This is a genomic window from Nocardioides sp. 616, from assembly GCF_002930065.1.
Taxonomy (GTDB): Bacteria; Actinomycetota; Actinomycetes; order Propionibacteriales; family Nocardioidaceae; genus Nocardioides; species Nocardioides houyundeii.
Genome location: NZ_POAG01000012.1, coordinates 49,956 through 65,918, shown reverse-complemented (window position 1 = coordinate 65,918; position 15,963 = coordinate 49,956). Strand labels below are relative to the sequence as shown.

Below are 15,963 nucleotides of genomic sequence, written 5' to 3'. Positions count from 1 at the left end.
GGAGGACTTGCGACGCCGTGGCCCGGTGGCCGCCCCCTGGCGAGGCGCGACCACCGGGTCATCGGTTTACTTCTTCGAGTAGAACTCGACGATCAGCTGCTCCGTGACCGGGACGTCGATCTGGGCCCGGGTCGGGATCTGGTGCACCAGGATGCGCATCCGGGTCGGGATGGCCTCGAGCCAGGCGGGGACGACGCGCTCGCCGTGGGTCTCGCGAGCCACGATGAACGGGGTCATCTCCAGGGACTTCTCGCGCACGTCGATGACGTCGTGGGCGCTGACCTGGAACGAGGGGATGTCGACCTTGCGGCCGTTCACCTTGAAGTGACCGTGCACGACCAGCTGGCGGGCGTGACGGCGGGTGCGAGCGAAGCCGGCGCGGTAGACCACGTTGTCCAGGCGGCACTCCAGGAGCTGGAGCAGGTTGTCGCCGGTCTTGCCCTGGCGACGCGATGCCTCGACGTAGTACTTGTGGAACTGACGCTCCAGGATGCCGTACGAGAAGCGGGCCTTCTGCTTCTCGCGCAGCTGGAGGAGGTACTCGCTCTCCTTGATGCGGCCCTTGCCGTGCTGGCCGGGCGGGTAGGGGCGACGCTCGAAAGCTGCGTCACCACCGACGAGGTCGACACCGAGACGGCGCGACTTCTTGGTCATGGGACCGATGTAACGGGCCATTAGAAGGTCTCCTTAGTCTCTGGTGCTCAGACGCGACGGCGCTTGGGCGGGCGGCAGCCGTTGTGGGGGGCGGGCGTGACGTCCTGGATGGTGCCGACCTCGAGGCCGATGGCACCCAGGGACCGGATCGCCGTCTCGCGGCCCGAGCCCGGGCCCTTGACGAAGACGTCGATCTTCTTCATGCCGTGCTCCTGCGCCCGGCGACCAGCGGCCTCGGCGGCCATCTGGGCAGCGAACGGGGTCGACTTGCGCGAGCCCTTGAAGCCGACGGTGCCGGCAGAGGCCCACGAGATGACCGCGCCGGTCGGGTCGGTGATGGTGACGATGGTGTTGTTGAACGTGCTCTTGATGTGGGCTTCGCCCTGAGCGACGTTCTTCTTCTCCTTGCGACGTACCTTGGTGGCACGGCTCTTGGGAGGCATTCAGTTCTCCTGAGGTAGCTGGTCTGGTGAGTTCGAGAAAGTCGGCGGTGACGAGGGCGTCAGCCCAGGATCACTTGGCCTTCTTCTTGCCGGCGACGGTGCGCTTGGGGCCCTTGCGGGTACGCGCGTTGGTCTTGGTGCGCTGGCCGCGGACCGGGAGGCCCATGCGGTGGCGACGACCCTGGTAGCTGCCGATCTCGATCTTGCGGCGGATGTCGGCCTGGACCTCGCGACGGAGGTCACCCTCGATCTTGAAGTTGGCTTCGATCTCGTCGCGGAGCTTGACCAGCTCCTCGTCGCCCAGCGTGTGCACGCGCGCGTTCGGGTCGACCCCGGTCGTGGCGAGGAGCTGCTGGGCACGGGTACGGCCGATGCCGTAGATGTAGGTGAGTGCGATCTCGATGCGCTTGTCGCGCGGGAGGTCAACACCAACGAGGCGAGCCATGTGTCTGGCGTTCCCTTCGGTAGTCCGCTGCGGTGTCTGTCGTGTCGCGTCCCGGCGCCTCTCCCAGATCGTGGTGACCTGGCGAAACCGGGCTCCGGCCGCTGCTCCGGAGGTGATTCGCTGGACGTGGCGCCCAGCTAGCTAACACGTTGATTGATGTTCTTGCTGTTGTTCAGTTCTCCTGCGAGGACGACCCGAGGGCCGCCCACCTCAGCCCTGGCGCTGCTTGTGGCGGGGGTTGTCGCAGATGACCATGACGCGACCGTGGCGACGGATGACCTTGCACTTGTCGCAGATCGCCTTGACGCTGGGCTTGACCTTCACTTGGAGGGCCTTTCTGGGTGGCTGGTTACTTGTAGCGGTAGACGATGCGACCACGCGTGAGGTCGTACGGAGAAAGCTCCACCACCACGCGATCCTCGGGAAGGATGCGGATGTAGTGCTGACGCATCTTTCCGCTGATGTGGGCGAGCACCTTGTGTCCGTTGCTCAACTCGACCCGGAACATGGCATTCGGCAGGGCCTCAGTGATGGTGCCCTCGAGCTCGATCACGCCTTCTTTCTTCGGCATGTCCTCCACAATCTGTCGAAACGTTGTCTACCGTTTGCTGCGCCGTACGACGGGTGCCGTGCGGGTGACCCGGGAACCTCCCGCGTGAGCGGGTGGACCTCGTGGACAGCTGTTCAACCACCTCATCCCAAGCACGCAGAACTGCTCCGAGGAGCGGATCGCACGTTGCCCGGGCAGCCGCGAGTGGCCGACAAGCATGCCCACGTTGGGCCGACACGCCAGTTTAGTGGCTTCGGGCGGGAAACCCCTAATCACCTCCGGCGGCGGCGCCGTCCTGCCCCGGGGAAGAGGGTCACCGGGCTGATCGCGGCCAGGATCCGGGCCCGTCGGCCCACGCCCTGGCTCATGGTACGCCGCTCCTCGTCGACGACGGCCCAGAAGTCCGCGGCCTCGTCCTCCAACGGCACCGTGGGTCCGAAGACGAAGCCGTCGGCACGACGGGCGAGCGCAGGCGCGCGGGCGGAGTCGATGGCGCCGGACTGCTCGCGCCGGGTGACCGTGGGCCCCAGCGGGACCGGCTGCCCGAGGTCGCGGGCATGGTCCACCAGCTCACGCCAGGCCCCCACGAACCGGGCGGACGTCGCCGGAGTGCTCCGGCGGCGACGCCGCCGCCAGGCCTTGGCTCCGATGACCGAGCCGAGCAGCGCGCCCACCAGCAGCAGCGGCAGGCCGACGTAGCGGGCCACGAAGCCCACCCACGCGGGGAGGCCGGTGGACTTCTCCTCGTCCTCCTTCTCCTCCTTCTCCTCCTGCTGCATCCGGGCGCGCAGGTCGGACGCGGCGGCCTCCCCCAGGTCGGACGGCGGCGGGACCGGCGCCGGGGGTGGCACCACGGTGCCGCTCATCGGCTCCCGGGTCTGCGGCTGCTGCTCCGAGGGCGGGCGGTCGGACATGAACTCCTCGGTCGGCAGGGTGCGCCACGAGCCGTCGGCGACCCGGAGCTCGACCCAGGCCTGGACGTCGCGACCCTCCACGACGCCGTCCTCGTCCAGCACCGCTCCGAGCACGACCCGGGCCGGGACGCCCAGCTTGTTGGCCAGCAGCGCCATCGCCGCGGCGTACTGCTCGTCGTTGCCCACCATCGGGTCAGCGTTGACGAACCCGTCCGAGAGCCGCTTCAGACCGTGTCCGGGGAAGTAGCTGCGCTCGGCCTTGCGCACCCCGTCGGAGTAGCGACCCTCGGTGCGCAGCCGCTTGGCCACCGCGAACACCCGGGCCATCGGCGTGGTCGCGTCCTCGGTCCACTTGTCGCGGACCCGGTCCAGGAAGCCGGTGTTCTCCCCCGGTGCCCGGACCAGCGAGGAGGGCGTCGAGTCCGGGGTGACCTCGTCGTCGGGCAGCACCGCCTCGAAGGAGTAGACGTCCCCGGGGTGCACGCCGCCGGGCACCACCGCGGTGGAGGTGGCCAGGTTGTAGCGGAACGTCTCCTTCTTGCCGTCGGCGTCACCGCGCTCGAACCGCATCGACTGCAGCCCGCCCACCGTCGGCAGCCACACCCCGGAGTAGCCCTCGCCCACGGTCACCCGGACCTCGACCCGGTCGCCGGCCATCGGGTTGTCGATCACCGAGGAGACCCGCTGGAACCCGTCGCCGCCCTCGTCGGCCAGGGGGTCGTTGGTGGCCCCGTAGACCAGGCCGTCCCAGGCGTCCAGGGCGGCGAGGCGGATCCGGGTGCCCGGCGCCGCGCCCGTGACCCGGAGCAGCTCCCGGTCGTGGACGTTGAGCGGCTCCTTGCGTCCCTTGAGGTCGACGTAGTTGCGGAACGAGGCCAGGGGCGAGGGGTAGCGCCCGATGTCGAAGGGGGGCGTGACGTGGTCGCGCAGCACCACCCGCTCCGCGTCGTCGCCCAGCACCGCGTTCGCCACCGGGATCGCCGCTGAGGCAGCCACCGCGAGCACCGCGACACCGGCCGCCGCCCGGACCGGGGTACGTCGTCCCCCGCGCACGCTGGCACTCTCCCGCCGCTCCCGCAGCGCCAGCCAGCCCAGGGCCACCGCGGCGAAGCCCGCGCCCTGCAGGAGCAGCGAAGAGGGGTGCTGGACCCCGACCAGGATCACCACCAGCAGCACCGCCGAGGCGACCAGCACCGGCAGCACGGCGGTCACCCAGGACCGGCTGGTGCGGACGAACAGCACCCAGGCTCCCAGCAGGCCGCCCGCGAGCCCCAGGGCCCACGGCAGCACCAGCAGCGGACCGTCGCCGTCGACGGGCGGCAGAGTGGTCAGCATGTCCTTCCACCCGAAGAGCACCTGGTCGACCAGCTCGCCCAGCGTCCCGGGGCCCGGGACGTAGGCGGTGTCCCCCCTCGAGCGCAGCGTCAACGGCCCACCCAGCAGGAAGAAGATCGCGACCAGCAGCACGACCGCGGCCACCAGCGGCAGGCGGTAGGCGCGCACCACCAACGTCGAGGCGACCCCGAGCAGCACGCCCAGCGTGCCCACGAGCGCGTAGCCCCAGCCGGTGAAGGACGAGCCCAGACCGGACAACGCCAGCCCCAGCAGCACCACGAGCAGCGCGAGGTCCACCCACTGCGCGCCCCGGGGCCAGTCACGCCGGACCCGGTTGCGGGTCGTGGTCCCCCCGGCGCTCATCGCAGGCTCCAGCGCAGGACGGCGCCCAGGTCCTGCTTGCGAGCCAGGTGCAGCACCGGCATGCCCCCGGCCTCGGTGACGCGGCTGGTGCTGCCGGGCTCCACCAGCACCGCCAGGCGCCGCACCTCGGGCGGGAACGCCGCGGCCGCACGCTGGACGTCGGAGAACGTGCCGGCCGACCCGGTGACGAAGAAGGCGAGGCTGGTCTCGGGTGCCACCGCCACAGCACGGCGGGCCGTCGCGACGATGCCGGCGGTGCCGAAGTCGGCGCGGCACACCGAGTCCAGGGCCAGGTGCGCGTCACCGCCGGCGGAGGCCTCGGCGCCGCAGACGAACGTGACGTCGAAGTCGTCGGTGGCGGCGCGCACGGCGATGGAGGCCGTCACCGCCATGGCGACCTCGAACTCCTCCTGGTCCCCCCACACCGAGGGGCGGTCGTCGACCACCAGGGTCGCGTGGCTGCGTCGGGTGTCGAGGTACTGCCGCACCAGCAGCGCGGCCTCCCCGGTGGAGGCCATCACCTTGGCGCTCGAGCGCCAGTGGATGTGGCGCAGGTCGTCGCCCGGCGCGTACTCGCGCAGCGCGTGGAAGGCCAGGTCGCTCTGGCTCACCGCATCGGTGGAGACACCCTCGAGGTCTCGCAGCAGTCCGGCACCGAGCGACTCCAGCGGCACCAGGGGCGGACGCACGAGCACCTCGCGTCGCGGCGTCCACACCATGTCCCGGGAGAAGATGCCCAACGGGTCGCCACGGCGCGTGGTGGCGGGGCCCACCGCGATCACTCCTCGGCGCTCGGTCCGGATGGTGAAGGACTCCTCGTCGCTGACCTGGGGAGCCAGGGCCCCCAGCGCATAGCGGTGCACGGTGGAGCCGACCGGCACCTCCAAGGTGGTGGGCACCAGACGAGTGCTGGCCACGTTGGTGACCACCACGCCCGCGGCAACCGACTGTCCCGCGGTGACGCGCTCGGGCTCGAGGCGCAGGTCGACCCGCACGCTGGTGCGCCCCAGCAGGAAGGGCCAGGTGAGCAGCAGCAGCAGGAAGCAGGCGGCCGACAGCACCGCCAGCTCGCGCCAGCCCGCAGCCTGGGCCGCCGCTCCCGAGGCCAGGCCGAGGCCGAGGATCGTCCAGCCGACCGGCCGGACCACCCCCAGAGCCACCCGGGCCCGCTCTCGCAGCTGCTCCACACCCACCTCCGACATGCCGACCTCAGGCCACCCGGTCGGTGGGCGGCGAGACCGCGTCGAGCAGGCGACTGATGACGGTCTCCACGCTCACCCCGCTGAACTGGGCCTCGGCGTCGAGCAGCAGCCGGTGGCTCAGGACCGGCTCGGCCAGCTCCTTGATGTCGTCGGGCACGACGTGGTCGCGCCCGTCGGCGGCCGCCCAGGTCTTGGCCACCCGGACGAAGGCCAGGCACCCCCGGGGCGAGAGGCCGAGCTTGACGTGCGGCTGACGGCGCGACTCCTCCGCCAGCTCCGCCACGTAGCCCACCACCGCCGGGTCGACGTACACCTCGTCGGCGAGACCGCTCATCTGGGCGATCGTCTCGGCCGTGATCACCGGGGTGACCAGCGAGGCGCGGTCGCGCACCTTGGCGTTGACGAGCAGCTCGATGGTCGCGGCCCGGTCCGGGTAGCCCAGCGAGGTCTTCATCAGGAACCGGTCCAGTTGCGCCTCGGGCAGGCGGTAGGTCCCGGCCTGCTCGATGGGGTTCTGGGTGGCGATCACCAGGAACGGGCGGCCCACCGAGTGCGGGACGCCGTCCACGGTGACCCGGCCCTCCTCCATCACCTCCAACAGCGCCGACTGCGTCTTGGGCGAGGCCCGGTTGATCTCGTCGGCCAGCACGATGGTGTGGAAGATCGGGCCGGGGTGGAACTGGAAGGTCCCCTGGTGCTGGTCGTAGACCGTGACCCCGGTGACGTCGGAGGGCAGCAGGTCGGGGGTGAACTGGATCCGGGCGTGGCTCCCCTGGACCGTGTTGGCCAACGCGCGCGCCAGCATCGTCTTGCCGGTGCCGGGGACGTCCTCGAGCAGGATGTGCCCCTCCGAGAGCAGGCAGGTGAGCGCCAGCCGGACCACGTGGCGCTTGCCGAGCACGGCCTTCTCCATGTTGTCGGTCAGCTGGTCGAAGGTCTTGCGGAACCACTCGGCCTGTTCGGCGGCGATCGTCATGGTGTTCCTTGCTCTGCGTTGAGGTGCTCTGAGTCGAGGTGGCGCACTGTCATTTCCATTCCCAGGTGGTGGCTCCGGCGGCCCGGTTGCCAAGGACCTCATCACACGACACGGTCACGTAGCCCGAGAGGTAGAGCAGGTTGGTGATGTACACCGGCCCGTCCTTGAGCAGGTAGAAGCGATGCGTCCTGCCGCCGCCGGTGGAGTTCTCGATGGTGCAGTTGAAGTCCCTGTACATGTCCGGGGTCGTGATGACGAGGAACCCGCAGCTGGGGACCGTGCACCCGTCCTCGGCGCCCTTGTCGCTGCAGTCCGGCAGACCGGTGCTGGCGTCGTCGGAGCACTGCTGGCGCGACAGGTTGATCGTCGGAGGCGGAGGTGCTGCCGACTTCGCGCTCTGACTACTGCTGAGGTCGCCGCGACCGACCTGGGGGTCGAAGAGGCTGGCGTTTATTTCGACGCCCTGCTCGAAGTCGGCGGTGTTCACGCTGAAGCCCTCGTTGAAGTTCCCAGCGCCGAGGCTGCGGCTGGTGTCGAGCAGTACCTGCTGGCCGTCGCTGACCGAGACCCGCAAGACGACCGGGCGCCCGTTGCCCGAGCCGGCGACGCTGAAGTTGATCGTCTTGCCCGACACCGCGCCCACCACCGGCCGGTTGAGGTGCTGGGACTGCAGCCGGCCGTAGCTCTGGAGGTACTTGGTGCCGCTGGTGGCGCATCCGACGTTCGCCGCGTTCTCGTTGCACAGGCGCAGAGAGACCGCGTGCGCGTTGGCGTTGTCCGGGACGTTGATGGTGCGGCTGCGGGCACCGGTCTCGTTCCAGGACCCGGTCACCACCCCGTTCACCAGCACGGAGACCTGGCTGACCGCACCTCGTGCCTCCGGCACGGTGTAGGACAGCACGAGCTCGTTGTCCTTGCCGGTGGGCGAGCCGGTCCAGTCGCCCCAGGCCGACGGGACGCCGATCGCCTCGAACACCACCGGGACGCTGACCGGCGAGGTGTTGCCGCCGGCGTTGTGCGCCTGGACGGTGTACTCCCAGGCGCGGCCGTCGTAGGGCACGTCGAACTGGCGGCACGAGTTCGCCTCGATCCGCGAGCAGCCGGGCAGCACCACCGGGGCGCCGCCGGCGACCCGGGCCGAGACCGAGTACGTCGTGGGGCCCGGCCCCTCCGGGAGCACGGCGTTCCACTGCAGGAGCACCGCCGTGCTGCTCTTGCCGGTCTGCTGGTCGGTGTGCCGCAGACCCGACGGGGTCGGCGGTGTGCCCAGGGACTGGAAGGGCTCGGAGACCCGCGGCTCGGAGGTGTCGGCCTTGTTCCGGGCGCGGATGGAGAAGACGTAGGTCTTGTTGTTGTCCAGGTTGGGGACGACGTAGCTCTTCAGGTCACCAGGCACGTCGGCGCTGCCGCCGGGCCAGGTGAGGTAGTACATGAGGATCTCCGAGGTCTGGGTGCGCGGCGCGCCCCAGCTGATCGTCATGGTCTTGTCGCCCCGGCTCGTCTGACGGATCCACGGCACCCGCCCCGGAGCGATGTCGGCCACCGCGGACCGGGAGCGCTCGCTCCAGTCGGAGAAGCCCACCTTGTTGTGGGCGCGGGCCTGGAAGGAGTACTGCTTGCCGTTGGTGGGGACCTTGAAGTCGCCTCCGTTGGTGCGGAACCGCTGAGTGCCTCCCCCGCCGTTGACGGCGCGCACCTCGTAGTAGTCGATGGGTGCCCCCTGGGGCTCCGACGGCCTCCAGCTGAGCCGGATCGCCCGGTCGCGGACGCTGATGTCCTGCGGCGCCCCCGGCACGCTCGGCACGTCGAGGACCTCGATGCTGATGCGTCCCGTGACCCGGCGCTCGGGGCCCGGGTCGCCGGCGACGTCGGTCATCTCGACGCTCAGCTCGGTCCGACCCCGCGCTCCCTTCGGGGAGCTCAACCGCAGCATCGAGCCGGACGAGGTGGCCTGCACCGAGGTGCCCGAGACCCTGCGAACCCCCAGGATCCGCGGGTCGGCGTCGGAGACGCCCGGCTTGAGGTAGCGCGCCAGGTCGATCTCCTTGCTGGTGCCGGGTCGCATGTCCGGGACGGGAATGGTGGCCAGGGAGGGCGACGGGGCCCGCACCACCTGGACGGTGAGGGTCTGGGGGTCGCTCTTCCCGGCGCGGACCGTGATCCGAGCCTCCGAGCCGGCGCGCGCCTCACCGGCGGCCGCGATCCGCACCGCCGGGCCGCCGTCGTTGGCCAGGCTGACGCCGGAGGCCTCGCTGGCCCACTCCACGGTGTAGTCGAGCCCGACCAGGTCGGCCGGGTCGGCGGTCCACACGTAGCACACCGACTGGATGTCGATGGAGATCGAGTCGGCCTGGGCGACCTCGAACGGCGTCGTCGGGCACTCCAGGTCCGGCTTGTCGCTACCGACCTGCACCGGGATCGTGATGAGCGTGGGCTGCTGGCTGCCGCTGTCCTCCGTCCCGTCCTCCTCGAGCCGAGGGACGACCTCGACCAGAACGGCCGCGGGACCCCGGTAGTCCTCCTTCGCGGAGATCTCGAAGCCCTGGGCTCCGGTGCTGCGCGCTGTCAGCTGGGTGCGTGGCGAGGACCAGATCCGGTTCTGCCCGATGATCTCCACCGCGCCGCCCGTCGGGCTGGCGATGAAGTCGCCGAGCTTGTGCTTGGAGGTCTTGCCGGCGTCCAGGTCGATGGAGGCTCCCTCGCGCAGGTAGGGCCGGCCGCTGCCCGTCGCCGGGACGAACAGGGAGGCCGAGGCCACCCCGCCGGCCGCGTCCTCGACGCGGAACGGGACCACCCGGGGCTCCTCGCCCCGCTGGACCGTGAGCACGTTGCCCTTGCGCTGGTAGATCGCGGGGTCGGCGTACACCTCGGTGACCTGGAGGTCCTCCTCGGCGCCGTCTGGGTCGTAGGCTGCGGCGCGCTCCCCGTCCGAGGCGAGGAGGTTCACCCGCACCGCGTCGCTGTCGTCGGCGCTGCCGTAGGCGTCGTACACGATGGGCGGGTTGTTGTAGCCCTCGATCGTGGCCAGGGTGGCGCTCGCCCGCGACTCGTCGATCCCGTTGCTCAGCACGTAGACGACCTCGACCACGTCGGCGCCGGCGGCCTCGGGCGCCTCGATGACCACCGGCCCGATCTCGGACTCCAGGGAGACGCCCTGCGGGGGGTCCACCAGCTCGATGGTGACGTTGTCGGCGGCACCGATCTGGTCGTTGGCGAGCACGTCGAGACGAGCGGTGGCCCCGGGCGCGGTGGTGATCGCGTCCGGCACCGCCACCGGAGGCTGCGGCGCACTGGCACGCACCACGGCCACCCGCACGGTGCCGGTGGCCGCGGCACCTCGGGAGTCCATCACCGTGTAGCTGAACTCCTCCGACCCGGCCGTGTCCGGGTAGGCCTGGAACTCCAGGGAGTTGGCGCCGAACCCGATGACCCGGCCCAGTCCCGGGGGTGAGGCAATGCCGGTGATGACGACGGAGTCGCCGTCCGGGTCGACCCCCGTGCCGGGCAGACGCAGGCGCAGCGTGTCCCCCGCGACCATCCGACCCTCGAGGGTGGGCGCCTCGGGCGCGGTGTTCGGACCTCCGGCGGGCACCACGACCAGGTTGAGCCGCCCCTGGGCGGTCTCGCCGGTCGAGTTCTGCGCGATGTAGGGGACCGAGAAGGCCTCGCGCTCCTTGACGTCGGTGGGTGCCACGTAGCGGATCACGCGCCCCGAGACGTACGCCGCACCGGCGCTGCCCTTGTAGTCCGCCGGGGCCAGCACCTCGAGCTGTCCCGGGGCTCCCTGCACGGCGTCCCCGACCAGCTGCAGCGGGTCGCCCGACGGGCTGAAGTCGTTGTCCAGGACCGGGTGCACCACCACCGAGCCGGCCCGCACCACCGCCCGGTCCGGCGCGGTGACGGGCGTGTTGTCCTCGGGCTGTGGCCGCTGGGAGACCAGGACCTCGCCGGAGACGCCCGAGGAGGCGCCGTTGCTGATCGTGTAGCGCACCACCTGGGCGCTGGACAGCTGCCCCTGACGAGCCGAGATCCGCAGCCAGCGCCCGTCCACGATCGCCACGTCGACCTGGTCGGGGCGGTCGGCCCGGGCGCGCTGGACCACCAGGATGCCGCCCGCCGGGTCCACGTCGTTGGCCAGGACGTCGACGGTCGCGGCCGCCTGTCCGTAGAGCGTGAGGGTGTCGGGCATCGCCACCGGGTCCTCGGGCCTGGGCGGCGGCTGGACCACGTCGACGCGGATCTTGCCCCGGGCGAAGGCGGCGTTGCCGTAGGCCGCCTGGTAGTCGAGCAGGTAGGTGCCGGCCTTGTCGGCGTCCACGCGGACCACGCCGGCGTTGGTGTCGGTGCGGATCCGGATGCCGGCCTGGTCGGGGATCTTGCCGCCCAGGGCCAGCTCGGCCTCGGGGGTGGAGGGGTCGCTGCCCGGCAGGTCGTTGGCCAGCGGGCGCACGATGATCGGCTTGCCTACCTCTCCGCTGACCACGTCAGGGGCGGCCACCGCCGGGTAGGTGGTCTGCTCGAACTTGTCCTGCACCGCGAACTGCAGGGACTTGGTCACCGGCGCGGACAGGCCGTCGGAGACGGCGTAGTCGACGCGCACCTCCCCGCCCCGCCTGGGGGCGGTGAACCGCACCCTGCCGTGGTTGGTGGAGCGGGCCGTGGCGCCGCTCTCGCCCTGGGTCACGATCTTGGCCGACTCCAGCAGCAACGGGTCGCTGTCGTCGTGGTCTCGCCAGTCCGGCAGCACGGGCACCTCGACCGAGCCGCCGGCCGGGACCCGCCAGGTGCGAGGCTCGAACCCCTCGCGCAGCGTGGGTGCGGCGTTGACGTCGGCGGCACGCACGCGCACCGAGACCGTGGCATGCCCGCTCAGGTTGCGTCCGTCGTCGATGTAGTACTCGAACGTCGCCACGCCCCGGGCGTCGGCCGGGAGCGAGATCTGCAAGGTCTGCCGGTCGGGGCTGATGCCGACCTTCGCACCCGGCATCGTGGGCTTGTCCACGCCCCGGATGGCCAGCAGCCGTCCCTCGGGCGCCGAGTCGTTGTCGAGCGGGTGCAGCACGCTGGTCCGACCCGCACGCGCCCCGAAGTCGTCGGCCTTGGCCTGCGGCGGGCGGGTGTCACCCTGGGACTGCTGCTCGTCCTCGGTCTCCTTGTCGCGCACCTTGCGGGTGCTGGTGAACGCCTCCCAGTTGTCGATCTTCTGGGGCTCGTCGGCGTCGAGGTCCCAGACCGCACCGCTGGCGCGGTCGTTGAGCACGACCTCGCCACGGTTGACGCGGAAGACCAGGTCGGTCGCGTCCTCGGTGAGCGTGGCCACCACCGGCTCGTCGTCCCCGCAGATGGTCGCGACGTAGCCGGGCCCACCGGACCACGCGGCGTACGAGCAGGCGCCGAGGCGGACGGGCTCGGCCGGTCGGCCGGACACGTCCTCGACGAGCGTGGTGCTCCGTCCCGTGGTCAGGTCGACGGAGGTGAGCCCGCCGCGGGCGGCTACCAGGACGTCGGCGGCACCGGGTCCCGGCTGCTGGAGCACTCCGCCGGTCGGGACGGTGGCCGAGACGCCCTCCTCCTGGAGAGCGACCACCGCTCCGGTCGCGGCGTCGAGGCTCACCGGGGTGTCCCCCACCACCGTCAGGGCACCGGGCTCGCCGGCCGCCCGGGGCAGACCCTCGGTGACAGGATCTGCGAGCTCCGCCCCGTCGGGGTGCCAGGTGGCCAGCCGCGCCTTGTCCACCGAAACGACGTACACCGTGCCGGAGGTGGAGACGGCGAGCGCCGCCGCCTTGCCGACCTTCGCGAGCGGGTCGGACTGCTGATCGATGGCCCCGACCAGCGGCGTGCCGACCTGCGGGTCGTAGCGCGAGCCCCACACCGCCCCGGAGCTCGGGTCCAGACTGGCCAGGGTGCCGCCCCGCATCTGGACCTGCGCGCCGTCGGGCAGTGCCGCGGCGGCACCGTCGGTGAGCACCAGGCCCGCGGGATCGATCCCGACCATCCGGCCGGCCCGACGGTCGATCCCGGCGACGGCGGCGCCGTCCTGGACGACGTCCAGGTCCGCGTCCGACTCCAGGTAGATGGCGCCGTCCAGCCGCCCGATGGGCTTGTTGACCCGGCCGAAATAGCCCTTGTCGGACTTGGTGACCCAGATCCCACCGTCGTTGAGCTCGGTGCGGTGGCTGCGGTAGCCGTCCGCAGAGACCGCGTAGCCGAGCACGGCACCCGCGGCGAGCACCAGGGCGGTGTTGGACGCGATGGCAGCACGATGACGACGCACGAACCCCCGTAGCGCCACGCTTCCCCCTCGTCCCGTGCCCCCCAGTGCGCGATTAGGGTACGACACGGTTCGTCCCCGCACGCACGTTGGGCGAGACTCGCGGGCTCACATGGTCCCTGCGTTTCGGCGGTGCGGCCGACGTTCGCCACAATGGTCTGCATTCTGCCGGTGGACGGCCCACGTCCGTGGCAGTCTGGTGCGCGATGCGAGGGGAGGACGGCGTGGTCGAGGAGACCCGGTACGTCGCGGGCGACGGCGTCCTGCTGGGGGCCGGCAGCCGCTGGCTCCTCCTCACCGACCCCGGCGACGAGCGAGTTCTCGACGAGCTCTGGACGATGCTCCAGGGTCCCCCACCGCCGGCCTCGCGTCCGTTGACCGAGCGGGTCATGGAGGTCGTCGACCGTGCCTTCGACGGCGAGGTGCCCGACCTGGTGCTGCTCGACCTCACGTCCGGATCGCCCGTCTCGACCAGCCGTGGCGCCGGCCGGCTGCGGGTCGAGGGCCAGCGGCATCACCTGTCCCTGTCCGCGCCGGCCGTCATCACTCCCGCCGGCGGCCCCGCGCGGCGGCTCCTCGGAGGCGTGGTCCCTGCCCGCAGCGCGGAGGTGACCCTGCGGTCCGCTGCCGGGAACAACGGTGCCGGGCTGATCGACGGGATCCCCCAGGAGATCCTGGCGGCCAAGGGCCCCGCCGGTCCGCCGCCCCGACGCCCCCGACCCTCCACCCCTCGACCGGCGACGCCCCGCCCGGACGACTCGGTGGCGCGGGACACCACCGAGCCCGACCCGGCACTGATGGCCCGCATCGCCGACGCGGCCCCGGCACTCGTGGAGCAGCAGCCCCGGACCCCCGTGCCGACCGGCTCGGACCAGGCACCCGCCGAGGACCACGACGGCTCCACGGTCTTCCGTCCCGAGCACCTCACCGCCGCTCCGGCCGGCGAGACCGTGCAAGCCGTGTGGTGCCCCCAGGGTCACCTGACCCGTCCCACGTCCGCCCTGTGCCGGGTCTGCCGCACCCAGGTCGCGCCGCAGCACCCGCAGCGGGTCCCCCGCCCGACCCTCGGCGGCCTGCGCCTGCCCACGGGCGAGGTCGTCCCGCTGGACCGGTCCGTCGTGCTCGGTCGCCGGCCCCAGCCGATGTCCACCTCGCCGGCTGACTGGCCGCACCTGGTGACGCTCCCTGCCGAGCACACCTTCGTGTCCCGGATGCACCTCCACCTGTCGCTCGAGGGCTGGGACGTGGTCGCCCGCGACCTCGGCTCCCGCGGCGGTACGACGCTCAAGGTCCCGGGCCAAGCCCCCGTCCGCATGGTTCAGGACCACCCCTACGTCCTGGAGCCCGGTCACGCTCTCGACCTGGCCGACACCTACGAGGTCCGCTTCGAGGTAGGCCCCGAGGTGGGGGTGAGCGGCCCGTGAGCGCCCCGTACCTGCCCGGCTTCACCTTCGTGGAGCACCTGGGCAGCGGCGGCTTCGCCGACGTCTTCCTCTACGAGCAGGAGTGGCCCCGGCAGCGGGTTGCGGTCAAGGTGGTCCGCCCCGACGTGCCGCTGACCGACCGGGAGAAGTCGCTCTTCGCCGCCGAGGCCAACGCGATGGCTCGCCTGGCCGACCATCCCTACATCGTCTCGGTGATCACCGCCGGCCTGACCGAGGACGGCGGCCGCCCCTACCTGGTGATGCGGTTCTGCCCGCCGCCGGACCTGGGGATCCGGGTGCGCTCGCACCCGATGAGCCCGATGGACGCCATCGCGACGGGCATCAAGCTGGCCAGCGCGATCGAGACCGCCCACCGCTCCGGCATCCTGCACCGTGACATCAAGCCGAGCAACGTGCTGGTCACCACCTACCACGAGCCGGCACTGACCGACTTCGGCATCGCCGGGCACATCCAGGACGTGGCGAGCGACCAGGAGGTGCGCATCTCCTACCCCTGGTCACCCCCGGAGATGCTCGACGGACGCTCCAACGGGTCCGTGGCCTCGGACGTCTACTCGCTGGGAGCCACGATCTGGCACCTGCTGGTGGGCCGCTCCCCCTTCTCCATCCCCAACGGCGACAACTCGACGCGGGCGCTCAGCGCCCGGATCCTGCACGCGACGGCCCCGGCCACCCAGCGCCCCGACGTGCCACCGGCCCTCGACCGGCTGCTGCAGCAGTGCCTGGCCAAGGACCCCGCGCACCGCCCCGCGAGCGCGCTGGACCTGGCCCGGGCACTGCAGCGGATCGAGGCCGACGCCGGCTTCCCCCGGACCGCGGTGGCCGTGGAAGGGGACCGCCCCGACGAGGCGGTGAAGGTGACGCCCACGGCGGTCGAGGACCACACCGTGATGAAGCCGGTCACCGTGATCTCCGCCAGCCGTCCGCGTGCGGCCCTGCCGCCGCCTGAGGCCGACGCGGCGCCGGCGTCGCGTGGTGCCGCGTTCTGGGCGGTCACCGCAGTGGTCCTGCTCGCCGGTGTGGTGGGGGGCCTCGCGCTGCGCGGTGGCGGCGAGGACCGCGAGGAGCCGCGCACCACCGAGCCCACCAGCACCCCGATGAGCGTGCTCCCCGGGGTCCTGGAGCAGCCGCCCACGCTGCGCGCCACTCGGGAGGCGGACGGCGTGCGCTTCGAGTGGTCGGTCGGCGGCGGCGTCGAGCGGGGCGACCGGTGGCTCCTGCAGCGTGATGACACCGGGGACTACAAGCGCACCCGGAAGACGTCGTACTTCGTGGCCTCCAGCCGGCGGGTGTGCCTCTCGGTCACGCTGCAGCGCGGCAACGAGGAGTCCCCCCGCGCCCAGGACTGCGCCTAGCCGATCG

General features: G+C 71.7%; 11 protein-coding genes. 2 read left to right on the top strand and 9 right to left on the bottom strand.

The features are described from left to right. Positions 1-66: 66 nt before the first annotated feature. From rpsD to C5H89_RS19075, 9 genes are all read right to left on the bottom strand, one after another. On the bottom strand, positions 67-675 hold the full coding sequence (rpsD, locus tag C5H89_RS04830) for a 30S ribosomal protein S4 (protein ID WP_101525221.1): 609 nt from the start codon (positions 673-675) through the stop codon (positions 67-69). 26 nt (positions 676-701) lie between these two features. Next, positions 702-1,097 (bottom strand): 30S ribosomal protein S11, encoded by a 396-nt coding sequence (gene rpsK / locus C5H89_RS04825; RefSeq protein WP_101525222.1) that lies wholly within the window; start codon positions 1,095-1,097, stop codon positions 702-704. A gap of 70 nt (positions 1,098-1,167) precedes the next feature. Continuing rightward, the gene (rpsM, locus tag C5H89_RS04820; protein ID WP_101525223.1) at positions 1,168-1,542 is read right to left on the bottom strand and encodes a 30S ribosomal protein S13; all 375 of its coding nucleotides are present in this window, start codon (positions 1,540-1,542) and stop codon (positions 1,168-1,170) included. Positions 1,543-1,752: 210 nt separating this feature from the next. Continuing rightward, complete coding sequence (gene rpmJ / locus C5H89_RS04815; RefSeq protein ID WP_101525224.1) at positions 1,753-1,866, bottom strand: 50S ribosomal protein L36; 114 nt, start codon at positions 1,864-1,866, stop codon at positions 1,753-1,755. 25 nt (positions 1,867-1,891) lie between these two features. Beyond that, entirely contained in the window at positions 1,892-2,113 is a 222-nt protein-coding gene (gene infA / locus C5H89_RS04810) for a translation initiation factor IF-1 (RefSeq protein ID WP_026145687.1), read from the bottom strand. A 251-nt stretch (positions 2,114-2,364) separates the two neighbouring features. Next, the gene (locus C5H89_RS04805; RefSeq protein WP_104105927.1) at positions 2,365-4,704 is read right to left on the bottom strand and encodes a transglutaminase-like domain-containing protein; all 2,340 of its coding nucleotides are present in this window, start codon (positions 4,702-4,704) and stop codon (positions 2,365-2,367) included. Continuing rightward, entirely contained in the window at positions 4,701-5,906 is a 1,206-nt protein-coding gene (locus C5H89_RS19475) for a DUF58 domain-containing protein (protein ID WP_104105926.1), read from the bottom strand. Before C5H89_RS19475 ends, C5H89_RS04805 begins: the two co-directional genes overlap by 4 nt. Before the next feature lie 7 nt (positions 5,907-5,913). Further along, complete coding sequence (locus tag C5H89_RS04795; RefSeq protein ID WP_104105925.1) at positions 5,914-6,882, bottom strand: MoxR family ATPase; 969 nt, start codon at positions 6,880-6,882, stop codon at positions 5,914-5,916. A 49-nt stretch (positions 6,883-6,931) separates the two neighbouring features. Then, on the bottom strand, positions 6,932-13,159 hold the full coding sequence (locus C5H89_RS19075; RefSeq protein WP_104105924.1) for an Ig-like domain-containing protein: 6,228 nt from the start codon (positions 13,157-13,159) through the stop codon (positions 6,932-6,934). Positions 13,160-13,362: 203 nt separating this feature from the next. Between C5H89_RS19075 and C5H89_RS18840 the strand changes: the two genes are divergently transcribed. Together C5H89_RS18840 and C5H89_RS04785 are read left to right on the top strand one after the other, a co-directional pair. Then, entirely contained in the window at positions 13,363-14,580 is a 1,218-nt protein-coding gene (locus tag C5H89_RS18840) for an FHA domain-containing protein (RefSeq protein ID WP_162799211.1), read from the top strand. Beyond that, a complete protein-coding gene (locus tag C5H89_RS04785; RefSeq protein ID WP_162799210.1) occupies positions 14,577-15,956 on the top strand; it encodes a serine/threonine-protein kinase in 1,380 nt (459 codons plus the stop codon). The genes C5H89_RS18840 and C5H89_RS04785 overlap by 4 nt, the downstream gene beginning before the upstream one ends. Positions 15,957-15,963: the final 7 nt, after the last annotated feature.